Here is a 13747-nt window from a genome sequence, read left to right on the forward strand (position 1 = left end):
GCCGATGTTCGGCTACATGGGCCTGATCGCGGCGACCATCTCCATCGCGGGCCTGTCCGTGACGGTGTGGGCCCACCACATGTACGTCACCGGCGGTGTGCTCCTGCCGTTCTTCTCCTTCATGACGTTCCTCATCGCCGTGCCGACAGGCGTGAAGTTCTTCAACTGGATCGGAACGATGTGGAAGGGGTCCTTGAGTTTCGAGACCCCGATGCTGTGGGCGACCGGCTTCCTGATCACCTTCACCTTCGGTGGTCTGACCGGTGTCATCCTGGCGTCGCCGCCGATGGACTTCCACGTCTCGGACTCGTACTTCGTGGTGGCGCACTTCCACTACGTCGTCTTCGGCACCGTCGTCTTCGCGATGTTCTCCGGCTTCCACTTCTGGTGGCCGAAGATGACCGGCAAGATGCTCGACGAGCGCCTCGGCAAGATCACCTTCTGGACGCTGTTCATCGGCTTCCACGGCACCTTCCTGGTCCAGCACTGGCTGGGTGCCGAGGGCATGCCCCGTCGTTACGCGGACTACCTCGCCGCCGACGGCTTCACCGCCCTGAACACGATCTCGACGATCAGCTCGTTCCTGCTCGGCCTGTCGATACTGCCGTTCATGTACAACGTCTGGAAGACGGCCAAGTACGGCAAGCCGGTCGGTGTCGACGACCCGTGGGGCTACGGCCGCTCGCTCGAGTGGGCGACCTCCTGCCCGCCGCCGCGGCACAACTTCCTCACCCTGCCGCGGATCCGCAGCGAATCCCCGGCGTTCGACCTGCACCACCCCGAGATCGCCGCTCTCGACCAGCTCGAGAACGCGCCTCACGGTGACAAGGCGCTGGCCGGCAACGGCGGCAAGGAGGCCGGCAAGTGAAGATCCAGGGCAGGATGTTCATCTGGCTGAGCGTCTTCATGCTCGCCATGGCGATCGTCTACGGCGTGTGGTCGAAGGAGCCGGCCGGCACCACGGCCCTCTTCCTGGCCTTCGGTCTGTCCATCATGATCGGCTTCTACCTGGGCTTCACGGCCCGGCGGGTCGACGCGGGTGCGCAGGACAACAAGGAGGCCGACGTCGCGGACGACGCCGGCGAGGTCGGGTTCTTCAGCCCGCACAGCTGGCAGCCGCTCTCCCTCGCGGTCGGCGGCGCGCTCGCCTTCCTGTCGGTCGCGATCGGCTGGTGGCTGATGTACTTCTCGGCGCCGCTGATCCTGGTCGGTCTGTGGGGCTGGGTCTTCGAGTACTACCGCGGTGAGAACCGCACCCAGTAGCACGAGCTGAGCTCTCAGGAGCCCGGACACTCCGTCAGGAGCGTCCGGGCTCCTGCTTTTGCCGCAATGCGGATCACTCGTAAGAGTCACCCAGCGCGCCGCGCTTGACGAAGCTCCCTAGCGTGAAGTCATGAGCCAAGAACCCCGCACCCGTACCGTCGTCAGCTGCACGCTGCTGGTGATCGCCCTCGGCGCGGGCGTCACCGCCTGCGGCAGCGACGGCGACCCGCTGTCCGCCGCGCCGTACGACGCGACGGACCAGATCTCCTTCAACGGCCCCACCGGAGAAGGCAAGAAGGCAGACCCGGACAAACCCCTGGAGGTCACCGCCGAGGACGACGACGGCCGCATCACGGACGTCACGGCCAGGGACGCGGCAGGACGGTACCTGGCGGGCGAACTCTCCGCCGACGGTGGCCGCTGGCACAGCACCACCCCGCTGGCCGCCAACGCCCACTACACGGTCCGGGTGAGCACCGAGGACGAGGACGGGGCGCCCGGCCGCCGGGTCCTCGAATTCGAGACGAGCAAGCCCCTCACCAAGAAGCGCCTGAAGGTGACCTTCGGGCCCAAGACGGGCACCTACGGCGTCGGCCAGCCCATCACGGCCAAACTGAGCAAGCCGATCAAGGACAAGGCCCAGCGGGCCGTCGTCGAGCGCGCCCTCAAGGTCGACTCCATGCCCGCCGCGGACGGCGGCGGCTGGCACTGGGTGAACAACAAGGAACTCCACTACCGCCCCAAGGAGTACTGGCCCGCCCACGCCACCATCCAGGTCCGCAGCAACCTGGAGGGCATCAAGATCGGTGACCGACTGTGGGGCGGCAAGGCGAAGCCCCTGAAGATCACCACGGGTGACAGTGTCATCGCGGTGACCGACGCCTCGACCCACGCGATGACGGTCTACAGGAACGGCGAGGTGATCAAGCAGATCCCCGTCACCACCGGCAAGCCCGGCTTCGACACCCGCAACGGCGTCAAGGTCGTACTGGCCAAGGAGTACTTCGTACGCATGCGCGGCACCAGCATCGGCATCGCCGAGGGCTCCGCGGAGTCGTACGACCTCCCCGTCTACTACGCCACCCGCGTCACCTGGAGCGGCGAGTACGTCCACGCCGCCCCCTGGTCCGTCGGCTCCCAGGGCTACGCCAACGTCAGCCACGGCTGCACCGGCATGAGCACCGCCAACGCCGCCTGGTTCTTCGAGACCGTCCGCGAGGGCGACCTCGTCAAGGTCATCAACTCGAACGGCAACACCATGGAGAGCTTCGGCAACGGCTTCGGCGACTGGAACCTCGCCTGGAAGAACTGGCGCGACGGCAGCGCCCTGCTCGCGGGCAACCCCGAGGGCCCCGGCCCGGAGGAAGCGGCAAGGCTGCGGCCGGCGGCCGTGTGAGCCCCCAGGGGTGCGGGTCCTGATCGACATGCGGCTCCGCCGCGTGGGCGCGACAAGCCGCAACAGGCCCGCAGCCGCCGGACCACGGCCCGAAGCGAGCTCCTAGGCGCTCAGAGCCTTCCGCTCGCGCAACAAGGAAGCCAAGGCCGCCGCGAACTCCACCGGATCCACCGGCAGCGTCACAGCCGCCTCCGCACGGCTCCATGTGGCCAGCCACGCATCCTGCGGCCGCCCGATCAGCAGCAGCACCGGCGGGCAGTTGAAGATCTCGTCCTTGATCTGCCGGCAGATCCCCATGCCCCCCATGGGCACGGCCTCGCCGTCCAGGACACAGACGTCGATGCCGCCCTTGTCCAGCTCCTTGAGCACGGCCGCCGGGGTCGCACACTCCAGGAACTCCACCACAGGGACATCGGGAGCGGGCCTGCGCCCGGTGGCCAACCGCACCTGCTCGCGGGTGTTGGAGTCGTCGCTGTAGACCAGCACCGTGGCGGTCGGCTGCATGCTTCCTCCGGGACGTCAGCGTCGTACGGCCAAAGACGGGCGGAGCCCGATGCGGCGGATGCTACTCCCTTGAACTCCCCGTCAACACCTGTTGGAACATGGCTTCGATGGGCCATACGGGCAGTGCGCGAGCTGCGAACACTCCGAACGGCACCCCCCGTAGTGAGGGCGGGATAAGCGACCGACATAATGTCGGTCGTGGCGACAGCAACGACAGTAGAAACCGGGCACGCGCACCCGTCGGTCAACCGGCCGAACCTCACCAGCGTCGGAACCATCATCTGGCTGAGTTCCGAGCTGATGTTCTTCGCGGCCCTCTTCGCGATGTACTTCACCCTGCGATCGGTGACCGGTCCCGACCACTGGAAGGAAATGGCGCACGCCCTGAACCTTCCGTTCTCGGCGACCAACACCACGATCCTGGTGCTCTCCTCCCTCACCTGCCAGCTCGGCGTGTTCGCCGCCGAGCGCGGTGATGTGAAGAAGCTCCGGATGTGGTTCATCGTCACCTTCATCATGGGTGCGATCTTCATCGGCGGTCAGGTGTACGAGTACACCGAGCTGGTCAAGAAGGACGGGCTCTCGCTCTCCTCGGACCCCTACGGCTCGGTCTTCTACCTGACCACCGGCTTCCACGGCCTGCACGTGACGGGCGGCCTCATCGCCTTCCTGTTCGTCCTCGGCCGCACCTACGCGGCGAAGAGGTTCACCCACGAGCAGGCGACCGCGGCCATCGTCGTGTCCTACTACTGGCACTTCGTCGATGTCGTCTGGATCGGCCTTTTTGCCACGATCTATTTGATCAAGTAGCCGGGCCCGCTCCCGCACCTTCCAGAAGCATCGACGCAGAAGATCCTGACACCGGAGTAATCCGTGAAAAAGCTCTCCGCACGACGACGCCACCCGTTGGCGGCGGTCGTCGTCCTACTCCTCGCGCTGGCATGCACCGGGGGGCTGTACGTCCTGCTCGCACCCACGAGCAAGGCGCAGGCAGATGAAACCGCCCAGTCCCTGGCCATCGACGAGGGCAAGAAGCTCTACGCCGTCGGCTGCGCCAGCTGCCACGGCACCGGTGGTCAGGGCACCACTGACGGTCCGAGCCTCGTGGGCGTGGGCGCCGCGGCCGTCGACTTCCAGGTCGGCACCGGCCGTATGCCGGCCCAGCAGCCCGGGGCGCAGGTCCCGAAGAAGAAGGTCATCTACACGCAGGCCGAGATCGACCAGCTCGCGGCGTACATCTCCTCGCTGGGTGCCGGTCCGAACGTGCCGACCGAGGCGCAGTACGGCCCCGAGGGTGCCGACATCGCCAAGGGCGGCGAGTTGTTCCGCACCAACTGCGCGCAGTGCCACAACTTCACCGGCAAGGGTGGCGCGCTGACGCACGGCAAGTTCGCTCCCGACCTCGAGGGCGTCGACCCGAAGCACATCTACGAGGCCATGCAGACCGGCCCGCAGAACATGCCATCCTTCCCCGACACCACACTGTCGGAGCAGAACAAGAAGGACATCATCGCGTACCTCGACGCGGTCAACGGCGACGACACCGAGAGCCCCGGCGGCCTTGAGCTGGGCGGACTCGGTCCGGTCAGCGAGGGCCTGTTCGGCTGGATTTTCGGACTCGGCGCGCTGATCGCGGTCGCCGTCTGGGTCGCCGCTCGGACCGCAAAGGCCAAGAAGTCATGAGTAGCCAAGACATTCCAGAAGAGAACCTGCCCGTTGAGCAGGACCACGCGCAGGGTGCCGTAGGCGTCGCGGACGAGAAGAACCCGTTCGCCGACCCCGGGCTCCCGCCCCACGAGCACCGCATCCAGGACATCGACGAGCGGGCCGCCAGGCGGTCCGAGCGCACGGTCGCCATGATGTTCGTGCTGTCGATGCTGGCCACCGTGGGCTTCATCGCCTCGTACGTGGCGATCCCGCACGACCGGGCGATCTACGTCTTCCCGATCGGGCACATCAACGCGCTGAACTTCGCCCTGGGCCTGACCCTCGGTGCGGCGCTGTTCCTGATCGGGGCGGGCGCGGTCCACTGGGCCCGCACCCTGATGTCCGACGAGGAGATCGCCGACGAGCGGCACGCGATCGAGGCGACGCCCGAGGTCAAGGCCAAGGTCATGGCCGACTTCAAGCAGGGCGCCAAGGAGTCCGCGCTCGGCCGTCGCAAGCTGATCCGCAACACGATGTTCGGCGCGCTGGCCCTGTTCCCGCTCTCCGGCGTGATGCTGCTGCGCGACCTCGGTCCGCTGCCCGGCACCAAGCTGCGCCACACCCTGTGGTCCAAGGGCAAGCTGCTCGTCAACATGAACACCAACGAGCCGCTGCGCGCCTCCGACGTCGCGGTCGGCTCGCTGACCTTCGCCAAGCCCGAGGGCCTGGAGGAGCACGACGAGGAGTTCCAGACCGAGATCGCCAAGGCGGCCCTGATGATCGTCCGGATCCAGCCGGACAACATCAAGGACAAGCGCGAACTCGAGTGGTCGCACGAGGGCATCGTGGCGTACTCGAAGATCTGCACCCACGTCGGCTGCCCGATCTCGCTGTACGAGCAGCAGACGCACCACGTGCTGTGCCCCTGCCACCAGTCCACCTTCGACCTCTCCGACGGTGCCCGGGTGATCTTCGGCCCCGCCGGTCACGCCCTGCCGCAGCTGCGCATCGGTGTGAACGACGAGGGCTACCTCGAGGCGCTCGGCGACTTCGATGAGCCCGTCGGTCCTGCTTTCTGGGAGCGCGGATGAGCACTGAGAAGACCACCACGGACTCGCGCTCGCGCGAGAAGGCGCCCGCCGGCGAGCGGGTCGCCGACTGGGCCGACGGCCGCCTGGGGATCTACTCCCTGGCCAAGGCCAACATGCGCAAGATCTTCCCCGACCACTGGTCGTTCATGTTGGGTGAGGTCTGCCTCTACAGCTTCATCATCATCATCCTCACGGGTGTGTACCTGACGCTGTTCTTCCACCCGTCGATGAACGAGGTGGAGTACCACGGCAGCTACGTCCCGCTGCAGGGACAGCTGATGTCCGAGGCGTTCAACTCGACCATGCACATCTCCTTCGATGTGCGCGGTGGTCTGCTGATCCGGCAGATCCACCACTGGGCGGCGCTGATCTTCCTCGCCGGCATGTTCGTGCACATGATGCGCGTGTTCTTCACGGGTGCGTTCCGCAAGCCGCGTGAGGTCAACTGGCTGTTCGGCTTCCTGCTGTTCGTCCTGGGCATGTTCACCGGCTTCACCGGTTACTCGCTCCCGGACGACCTGCTCTCCGGCACCGGTGTCCGCTTCATGGAGGGCGCGGTCCTGTCCGTGCCGATCGTCGGCACGTACCTGTCGTTCTTCCTCTTCGGCGGAGAGTTCCCGGGCGGCGACTTCGTGGCCCGCTTCTACTCGATCCACGTTCTGCTGCTGCCGGGCATCATGCTCGGTCTGGTGGTCGGCCACCTGATCCTGGTCTTCTACCACAAGCACACCCAGTTCGCGGGCCCCGGCAAGACGAACAAGAACGTCGTCGGCATGCCGCTGCTTCCGGTGTACATGGCCAAGGCCGGAGGCTTCTTCTTCCTGGTCTTCGGTGTCATCGCGGCCATCGCGGCGATCGCCTCCATCAACCCGATCTGGGCCATGGGTCCCTACCGGCCGGACCAGGTGTCCACCGGCGCCCAGCCCGACTGGTACATGGGCTTCTCCGAGGGCCTGATCCGTGTGATGCCGGGCTGGGAGATCAACTTCTGGGGCCACACGCTCGTCCTGGGTGTGTTCATCCCGCTGATGATCTTCCCGCTGGTCCTGGTCGCGATCGCGGTCTACCCGTTCATCGAGTCCTGGGTCACCGGCGACAAGCGCGAGCACCACATCCTGGACCGCCCGCGCAACGTGCCGACGCGTACGGCCTTCGGCGTCGCGTGGATCACCTGGTACATGGTGCTGCTGATCGGTGGTGGAAACGACCTCTGGGCCACCCACTTCCACCTGTCGATCAACGCCATCACCTGGTTCGTCCGGATCGCGTTCTTCGTCGCCCCGGTCATCGCGTTCGTCATCACCAAGCGGATCTGCCTCGGCCTCCAGCGCCGGGACAAGGACAAGGTGCTGCACGGCCGCGAGTCGGGCATCATCAAGCGCCTGCCGCACGGTGAGTTCATCGAGGTCCACGAGCCGCTCAGCCAGGACGCGCTGCACACGCTCACCGCGCACGAGCAGTACAAGCCGGCCGAGATCGGCCCGACGGTCGACGAGAACGGCGTCGAGCGCAAGGTGAAGGGCTCCGAGAAGCTGCGCGCCAAGCTCAGCGAGGCGTACTACGGCGAGGAAGCCCAGATCCCCAAGCCGACCGTCGAGGAGTACAAGGAGATCACGAGCGGCCACGGCCACCACTGATCGCTGCGCTCGCCACGCGCGGTAGAAGGGCCCCGTCCGAACACCGGACGGGGCCCTTTGCCGTGCCCGTCGCTGGATAGGGTGGACCCGTTGAGACTCGCGTCCCGTTGTACGGGACCACACCCAGGAGCGGCTTATGAGCGCTGTGACCACCGCTGGAGGCGACACCGCGGCGGACCGTTCCTGGCCCGAGGTACTGAGCGCACTGCTCGCCGGTCGGGACCTGAGCGCCGGCGACACCGCGTGGGCGATGGACCGCTTCATGAGCGGCGAGGCCTCGGACGCCCAGATCGCGGGCTTCATGGTGGCGCTGCGGGCCAAGGGAGAGACGGTCGAGGAGATCACCGGCCTCGTCGAGGCGATGTACGCGCACGCGCAGCCGCTGCACATCCCGGGGCCGGCGGTCGACATCGTCGGTACGGGCGGCGACCGGGCCAAGACGGTCAACATCTCGACGATGTCCGCCATCGTGATCGCGGGCACCGGGGCGAAGGTCGTCAAGCACGGCAACCGGGCGTCGTCCTCGGCCAGCGGGTCGTCCGACGTGCTGGAGAAGCTCGGCATCAACCTGGACCTGTCGCCCGACGGGGTCGCGCGAGTGGTGGAGGAGGCCGGGATCACCTTCTGCTTCGCGGCCAAGTTCCATCCCTCGATGCGGTTCGTCGGCGGGGTCCGGCGGGACCTGGGGATTCCGACCTCCTTCAACCTCCTCGGTCCGCTGACCAACCCGGCCAAGGTCACCGCCTCGGCGATCGGCTGCTTCGACACCCGGATGGCGGGGCTCATCGCCGGTGTACTGGCCGAGCGCGGCTCGTCGGCGCTGGTGTTCCGCGGCGACGACGGCCTCGACGAGCTGACGACCACGGCCACCTCCCGGGTGTGGGTCGTCCGCGACGGCAAGGTCGCCGAGGAGGCCTTCGACCCGCGGGACGTCGGCCTCGAACTGGTGCCGGTGGAGGCCCTGCGGGGCGCGGACTCCTCGTACAACGCGGAGGTCGCCCGACGGCTGCTGGACGGCGAGCCGGGTCCGGTGCGGGACGCCGTACTGCTGAACTCCGCTGCGGCGCTGGTGGCGTTGGAGCCGACCGGGGCGCCGCTGACCGAGCAACTGCGCGCCGGGATGGCGAAGGCGGCGGAGTCGATCGACTCCGGCGCGGCCAAGCGGACGCTGGAGCGCTGGGTGGCGGCCAGCAACGCGTAGCGCCCCATGCGGTGATGTCCCGCAATCCGGACACGGGTTGCGGGACCACGATCACTTCGCGTAGGTTCCTGTACCAGGTCATGAGTGACAGTCATGAGGCCCCGGCCGACTGTCCGGCAACCCTCCGTCCGTGGCGGGGTGCCCCGGGTGAAGACCAGGTCGTAGGCAGAAAGGCCTACGGCAAGCGCGGACCCCTCGCCGCTTTTCAACGAGCGCAGTACCAGGGGTCCTGGTCGTCGAGGAGCCTTCCGTGAGCAAGCGAATGCGATAGGGCCGCAGAGCCCCGCCTCCGCGCACCCCTCTTCCCTTTCCTTCCCGCGCTGAGCCTGTCCGCTCGCGTGGTGAATTCAGCTGCCTCTCACGGGAGTTCGCCATGTCTGTCTCCACCGTTGCCGCCACCCGGTCCGTTTGTGCCCATCTGCCGGTTCTGGGACGGGATGTCACCGTCCCGCTCGTCACCGGCGGCGAGGTCACCTACGCCGCGCTCGACTACGCGGCCAGCGCACCGGCGTTGCAGCGGGTCTGGGACGACGTGGCGGCCTACGCCCCGTACTACGGCAGCGTCCACCGCGGCGCCGGGTACCTCTCCCAGCTCTCCACCGACCTCTTCGAGAACGCCCGCAAGACGGTCGCCGAGTTCCTCGACTGCCGAGCCGACGACCAGGTGGTCTTCACCCGGTCCACCACCGACTCCCTGAACCTCCTGGCCGCCGCGCTCCCGGCCGACTGCCAGGTCTTCGTCTTCGAGACCGAGCACCACGCCTCGCTGCTGCCCTGGCAGGACGCACGCGTCAGCTACCTCGACGCCCCGCGCACCCCGCAGCAGGCGGTGGCGACGCTGGAGCGCGCCCTCGCCGACCGTGACCCCCACGGCCCGGCCCTGGTCTGCGTGACCGGCGCCTCGAACGTCACCGGTGAACTGTGGCCCGTACGGGAGCTGGCCGCCGCCGCGCACGCGCACGGGGCCCGGATCGTCCTGGACGCCGCCCAGTTGGCTCCGCACCACCCGGTGTCGGTGCAGGACCTCGACGTCGACTGGGTCGCCTTCTCCGGGCACAAGCTGTACGCCCCCTTCGGCTCCGGCGTCCTGGCCGGGCGTGCCGACTGGCTGCGCGCGGCGAAGCCGTACCTCGCGGGCGGCGGCGCCAGCCGCAAGGTCACGCGGCGCGAGGACGGGGGAGTGGACGTGGAGTGGCACGAGAGTGCCGCCCGCCACGAGGCCGGCTCGCCCAACGTCATCGGGGTCTACTCCATCGCCTCCGCCTGCAAGGCCCTCACCGAGGCCGGCTTCGACACGCTCGTCGCCCGGGAGCAGTACCTGATCGACACGGTCCGCGCGGGCCTCGCCGAGGTCCCGGAGGTCAGGGTCCTCTCCCTCTTCGGCGACGACGCCCCGCGCGTGGGCGTGATCTCCTTCGTCGTCGAGGGCTGGAACAGCTCCCACTTCGCCGCCGCGCTCTCCGCCGAGTACGGCATCGGCGTCCGCGACGGCCTCTTCTGCGCCCACCCGCTCGTGCGCACCCTGCTCGGCAGCGACCCCCAGTCCCAGGGAGAGTGCGGCGCGCCCGAGGCCGCGCCCGGCGAGAAGTCCCTCAACGCGATCCGGGTGAGCTTCGGCGCGGGCACGCCCGACGAGCACGTGGAGCGGTTCGTAGGCGCCGTCAAGGAACTGGTCCGGGACGGTGCGAAGTGGACGTACCGCACGGAGGACGGCCGCTGCGTACCGGCCGTCTGAGGGACTGACGTCCACCAGCGCGTATACGCTCCCTCTCGGCAGCGGTACGACGTAGGGGGAGCACGGGGTGCAGGAGCTGCGCGGGACGGATCCTCGGGCCATCGGTCCCTATGAGGTCGTGGGCAGGCTCGGGTCCGGCGGCATGGGCGAGGTGTATCTCGCCGAGGCGCGGCGCGGGCCGCGGCTGGCCGTCAAGGTGGTGCGGGCCGAGCATGCGGAGGACCGCACCTTCCGGGCGCGGTTCCGGCACGAGGTGCGGGCCGCTCAGACCGTCGGCGGGGCGGGGACGTACACCGCGCGGGTCGTGGACGCGGACACCGAGGCTCCACGGCCGTGGATGGCCACCGAGTTCGTCGACGGGCCGAACCTGCGGGACGCGGTGCTCGACGGCGGCCCCCTGACGGGAGACGCGGTACGGCTGCTGGCGGCCGCGCTCGCCGAGGCGCTCGCCGCGATCCACGCCAAAGGGCTGGTGCACCGGGACCTCAAGCCGTCCAACATCCTGCTGGCGCAGGACGGTCCCCGGGTGATCGACTTCGGGATCGTCCGGGCCCTGGAAGGGACGGCGCTGACCCGGACCGGGGTGGTCGTCGGGTCGGTCGGCTATGTCTCGCCCGAGCAGATCCGCAACGGTGCCCAGGTGGGGCCGGCCAGTGACGTCTTCTCGCTGGGCGCGGTGCTCGCGTACGCGTCCGGCGGTAAGGAGCCGTTCGGCGAGGGACAGGATTCGGTCGTCCTGCTGCGGATCCTGACCGGGGACGTCGACCTGTCCGCCGTACCGAAGGACCATCTGCCGCTGGTGGAGGCGTGTCTGCGGGACGATCCGGGCGCCCGGCCGACGCCCGCGGACGTGGTCGCGGCCGCGGGGCACACCGCGCGTTCGTTGCGCGAGGGCCTGCGGTCGGGGTGGTACGCGACCGGTGCCCCCCAAGGGGCCCAGTCCGTCGGGGGCGGTGAGCGCTGGATCCCCGACCACGGGTCGGGGGAGCGGGAGAGCCGGGTCGAGTACGTGGCGCCCGTGACGGTCAGGGACTTACCGGCGGTCGCGGAGAACCCGCCGCAGCCGCCCTCGCGGCGACGGTTGCTGGGGGCGCTGACCGGTGGCGCGGGGGTGGTGGCGGCCGGTGGCCTCGGCGGATGGCTGCTGCTGCGGGACTCCTCGGACGGCAAGGCAGGGGCCGCGGGCGGGTCCGGCATCCCGGCCCGGTCCTCCGCGGCGGCAACGCCTCGGGTGGGCTGGCAGTACAAGGTCGAGGGACTGGGCGGAAGACACGGCCCATGTACCGCGCTGTCGCCCGACGGCAGGCGTGTGTACGTCGGCGGCGCGGACTCCTCACTGCACGCCGTGGACCTGAACGGCCTGAGTGTCTGGCGTACCCCACTGGGCGGCGAGGTCATGTCCCCGCTCGCCACCGCCGACGGCGTGTACTGCCTGCTGTTCGACGGGCAGGAGGGCGCCTCCAAGCTCTGCGCGCTCGGCCGGGGCGGCAAGGTGCGCTGGACCAGGCCGGTCGCCTCGAACAGCCAGGTCCCGGTGGCCGCGGGCGGACTGGTTCTGGTTTCCTACGCCTCTTCGTCGGACGAGGGCGGGGTGCGGGCGTACGCGCCCGACGGCAGCGTGCGCTGGAGCAGGCCGACAGGGGCGGCGCCCACCAGCGAACCCATGGTGGCGGACTCAGTGGTGTACGTCGGCACCTTCGGAGACGAGGTGCAGGCCCTGGACGCGAAGACCGGGAAGCGGCTGTGGGCGACGCGGGTGGGAACGGACACCGGGCGGCCCACGCTGGTCGGAGACACGCTGCTGGTCGGGTCGGGCGGGGAGCAGTCGCTGCACGGCGTCAGCCGCTCCGGAAAGGTCCTGTGGCACAAGGCCGACGAGACGTTGTACGGCAGCCGCTACCTCAGCTGTGTCGCCTTCGGCGGTCTCGGGGTCACCGCGACCGACTACGAACTCGTCGCGCTGGACCCGGCTGACGGATCCAGGGCGTGGACCTTCCGGTTCACCGACGAGGGGACCCAGTACAGCGATCCGACGGTCGCGGGTGCCACGCTCTACGCACGCCAGGGCTCGACGCTCTACGGCCTGAACCGTCAGGGCAAGAGGACCTGGCGGAAGCGGGTCGAGGGGGGAGCGTCCGTCGGCACCCAGAGCCCGGTCGTCCGCGACGGACGCGTCTATGCCGCGACCGCCGACGGAATCACCGTCCTCGCGCTGAAGAAGTCCTAGCCGTGTCCTAGCTGTCCAGCCCGATCGCGAACGCCGCCTCCAGGTCGTGCTGCGAGTACGTCCGGAACGCCACGTGCGTGTCCGTCCCCTCCACGCCCGGGATCTTGCTGATGCGGCCCGGGATGACCTCGGCCAGGTCCTCGTGCTGCTTCACCCTGACCATGGCGATCAGGTCGTAGGTGCCGGTCACGGAGAACACCTCGCTGACGTTCTCCAGTGCCGCGATCGACTCCGCGATCTCGGGGATCCGGTCCACGCTGGTCTTGATGAGGACGATCGCGGTGATCACGGCTGGTTCTCTCCCTCGGGGGCCGGGGCTGGGGCGGGCTTCACTCTAGTCCCACGCCCGAATCGCACCCACGCGAAGGCGAGCCCCAGCCCGAACCCCACCAGGTGGGCCAGATACGCCACCCCCGGCCCCTGGCCTGCCTGGCCCGCGGCCAGCCACTGGAGGGCCGCCCAGAAGGGGAGGACGACCCAGGCGGGGAAGCGCAGGGGGAGGAAGAAGAGGAACGGCAGGAGACTGGTGACACGGGCTCCGGGGAACAGGTACAGGAACGCGCCGAGGACCGCCGAGATCGCCCCGGACGCGCCGACCAGGGACTGCCCGGAGTCGGCGTTGGCTGCCGCGTAGCCCAGCAGGGCGAGGTAGCCGCAGCCCAGGTAGAAGAGGCTGAACTGGACGCGGCCCATCCGTTCCTCGGTCAGGACGCCGAAGACATAGAGGAAGAGCATGTTGCCCAGCAGGTGGACCCAGCTGCCGTGGACGAAGAGGGCCGTGGCGGGGGTGAGCGCGGCCCGTGCCGAGCCCTCGAACAGTTCCGCGGGGACCACGCCCCAGCGGTGGAAATAGGACCGCTGCGCGGCAAGCAGCAGGTCGCCGGAGCCGTACGCCGGATTGAGCCCCGAGGCGGGGCCGGCCAGGAAGAGCAGACAACACACGGTGATCAGCCCGTATGTCACCGGCGCCGACGGCCGCCGGACCGCCACGACCGCCCTGCCGACCGCCCCGCTCCAGTTGCTGATCATGAATACAGAGCATGACG

The 13747-nt window shown here is 68.9% G+C and carries 13 protein-coding genes and 1 riboswitch; of the genes, 10 read left to right on the forward strand and 3 right to left on the reverse strand.

Features of this window, described 5'->3' with window-relative positions; genetic code table 11:
• The 3 genes from ADK57_RS36815 to ADK57_RS36825 form a co-directional block, all read left to right on the forward strand.
• A partial coding sequence (locus tag ADK57_RS36815; protein ID WP_199830766.1) for a cytochrome c oxidase subunit I occupies nucleotides 1-868 on the forward strand: 868 nt, incomplete at its 5' end.
• The gene (locus ADK57_RS36820; protein WP_053754027.1) at nucleotides 865-1263 is read left to right on the forward strand and encodes a cytochrome c oxidase subunit 4; all 399 of its coding nucleotides are present in this window, start codon (nucleotides 865-867) and stop codon (nucleotides 1261-1263) included. The genes ADK57_RS36815 and ADK57_RS36820, both read left to right, overlap by 4 nt.
• A 130-nt stretch (nucleotides 1264-1393) precedes the next feature.
• On the forward strand, nucleotides 1394-2659 hold the full coding sequence (locus ADK57_RS36825) for a L,D-transpeptidase (RefSeq protein WP_053754028.1): 1266 nt from the start codon (nucleotides 1394-1396) through the stop codon (nucleotides 2657-2659).
• Nucleotides 2660-2761: 102 nt separating this feature from the next.
• Here ADK57_RS36825 and ADK57_RS36830 read toward each other — a convergent pair whose 3' ends face one another.
• Nucleotides 2762-3163 (reverse strand): response regulator transcription factor, encoded by a 402-nt coding sequence (locus ADK57_RS36830; protein WP_053754029.1) that lies wholly within the window; start codon nucleotides 3161-3163, stop codon nucleotides 2762-2764.
• 189 nt (nucleotides 3164-3352) lie between these two features.
• On the opposite strand from ADK57_RS36830, the gene ADK57_RS36835 reads away from it, so the two are divergent.
• The 7 genes from ADK57_RS36835 (at nucleotide 3353) to ADK57_RS36865 (ending at nucleotide 12701) form a co-directional block, all read left to right on the forward strand.
• Nucleotides 3353-3973 (forward strand): cytochrome c oxidase subunit 3, encoded by a 621-nt coding sequence (locus ADK57_RS36835; RefSeq protein WP_030039314.1) that lies wholly within the window; start codon nucleotides 3353-3355, stop codon nucleotides 3971-3973.
• Nucleotides 3974-4036: 63 nt separating this feature from the next.
• Complete coding sequence (locus ADK57_RS36840; RefSeq protein ID WP_053754030.1) at nucleotides 4037-4846, forward strand: c-type cytochrome; 810 nt, start codon at nucleotides 4037-4039, stop codon at nucleotides 4844-4846.
• Nucleotides 4843-5901, forward strand: coding sequence for a ubiquinol-cytochrome c reductase iron-sulfur subunit (locus ADK57_RS36845; protein WP_053754031.1), 1059 nt, complete (start codon nucleotides 4843-4845; stop codon nucleotides 5899-5901). The genes ADK57_RS36840 and ADK57_RS36845 overlap by 4 nt, the downstream gene beginning before the upstream one ends.
• Nucleotides 5898-7538, forward strand: a complete 1641-nt coding sequence (locus ADK57_RS36850) for a cytochrome b (protein ID WP_053754032.1) — start codon at nucleotides 5898-5900, stop codon at nucleotides 7536-7538. Before ADK57_RS36845 ends, ADK57_RS36850 begins: the two co-directional genes overlap by 4 nt.
• A 136-nt stretch (nucleotides 7539-7674) precedes the next feature.
• The gene (gene trpD, locus ADK57_RS36855) at nucleotides 7675-8739 is read left to right on the forward strand and encodes an anthranilate phosphoribosyltransferase (protein ID WP_053754033.1); all 1065 of its coding nucleotides are present in this window, start codon (nucleotides 7675-7677) and stop codon (nucleotides 8737-8739) included.
• 76 nt (nucleotides 8740-8815) lie between these two features.
• Nucleotides 8816-8932: riboswitch (SAM riboswitch) on the forward strand.
• A gap of 180 nt (nucleotides 8933-9112) precedes the next feature.
• A complete protein-coding gene (locus ADK57_RS36860; protein WP_053754034.1) occupies nucleotides 9113-10474 on the forward strand; it encodes an aminotransferase class V-fold PLP-dependent enzyme in 1362 nt (453 codons plus the stop codon).
• A gap of 67 nt (nucleotides 10475-10541) precedes the next feature.
• Nucleotides 10542-12701 carry a protein kinase domain-containing protein gene (locus ADK57_RS36865; RefSeq protein ID WP_053754035.1) on the forward strand — a complete coding sequence of 720 codons (2160 nt, stop codon included), beginning with the start codon at nucleotides 10542-10544 and terminating at the stop codon, nucleotides 12699-12701.
• Nucleotides 12702-12708: 7 nt separating this feature from the next.
• Here ADK57_RS36865 and ADK57_RS36870 read toward each other — a convergent pair whose 3' ends face one another.
• Together ADK57_RS36870 and ADK57_RS36875 are read right to left on the reverse strand one after the other, a co-directional pair.
• On the reverse strand, nucleotides 12709-12990 hold the full coding sequence (locus ADK57_RS36870) for an Lrp/AsnC family transcriptional regulator (RefSeq protein ID WP_019758354.1): 282 nt from the start codon (nucleotides 12988-12990) through the stop codon (nucleotides 12709-12711).
• Nucleotides 12987-13730: a rhomboid family intramembrane serine protease gene (locus ADK57_RS36875; RefSeq protein WP_053754036.1), complete on the reverse strand. Its 744-nt coding sequence runs from the start codon at nucleotides 13728-13730 to the stop codon at nucleotides 12987-12989. Before ADK57_RS36875 ends, ADK57_RS36870 begins: the two co-directional genes overlap by 4 nt.
• Nucleotides 13731-13747: the final 17 nt, after the last annotated feature.

Origin of the sequence: Streptomyces sp. MMG1533 (assembly GCF_001279775.1) — a bacterium.
GTDB lineage: Bacteria > Actinomycetota > Actinomycetes > Streptomycetales > Streptomycetaceae > Streptomyces.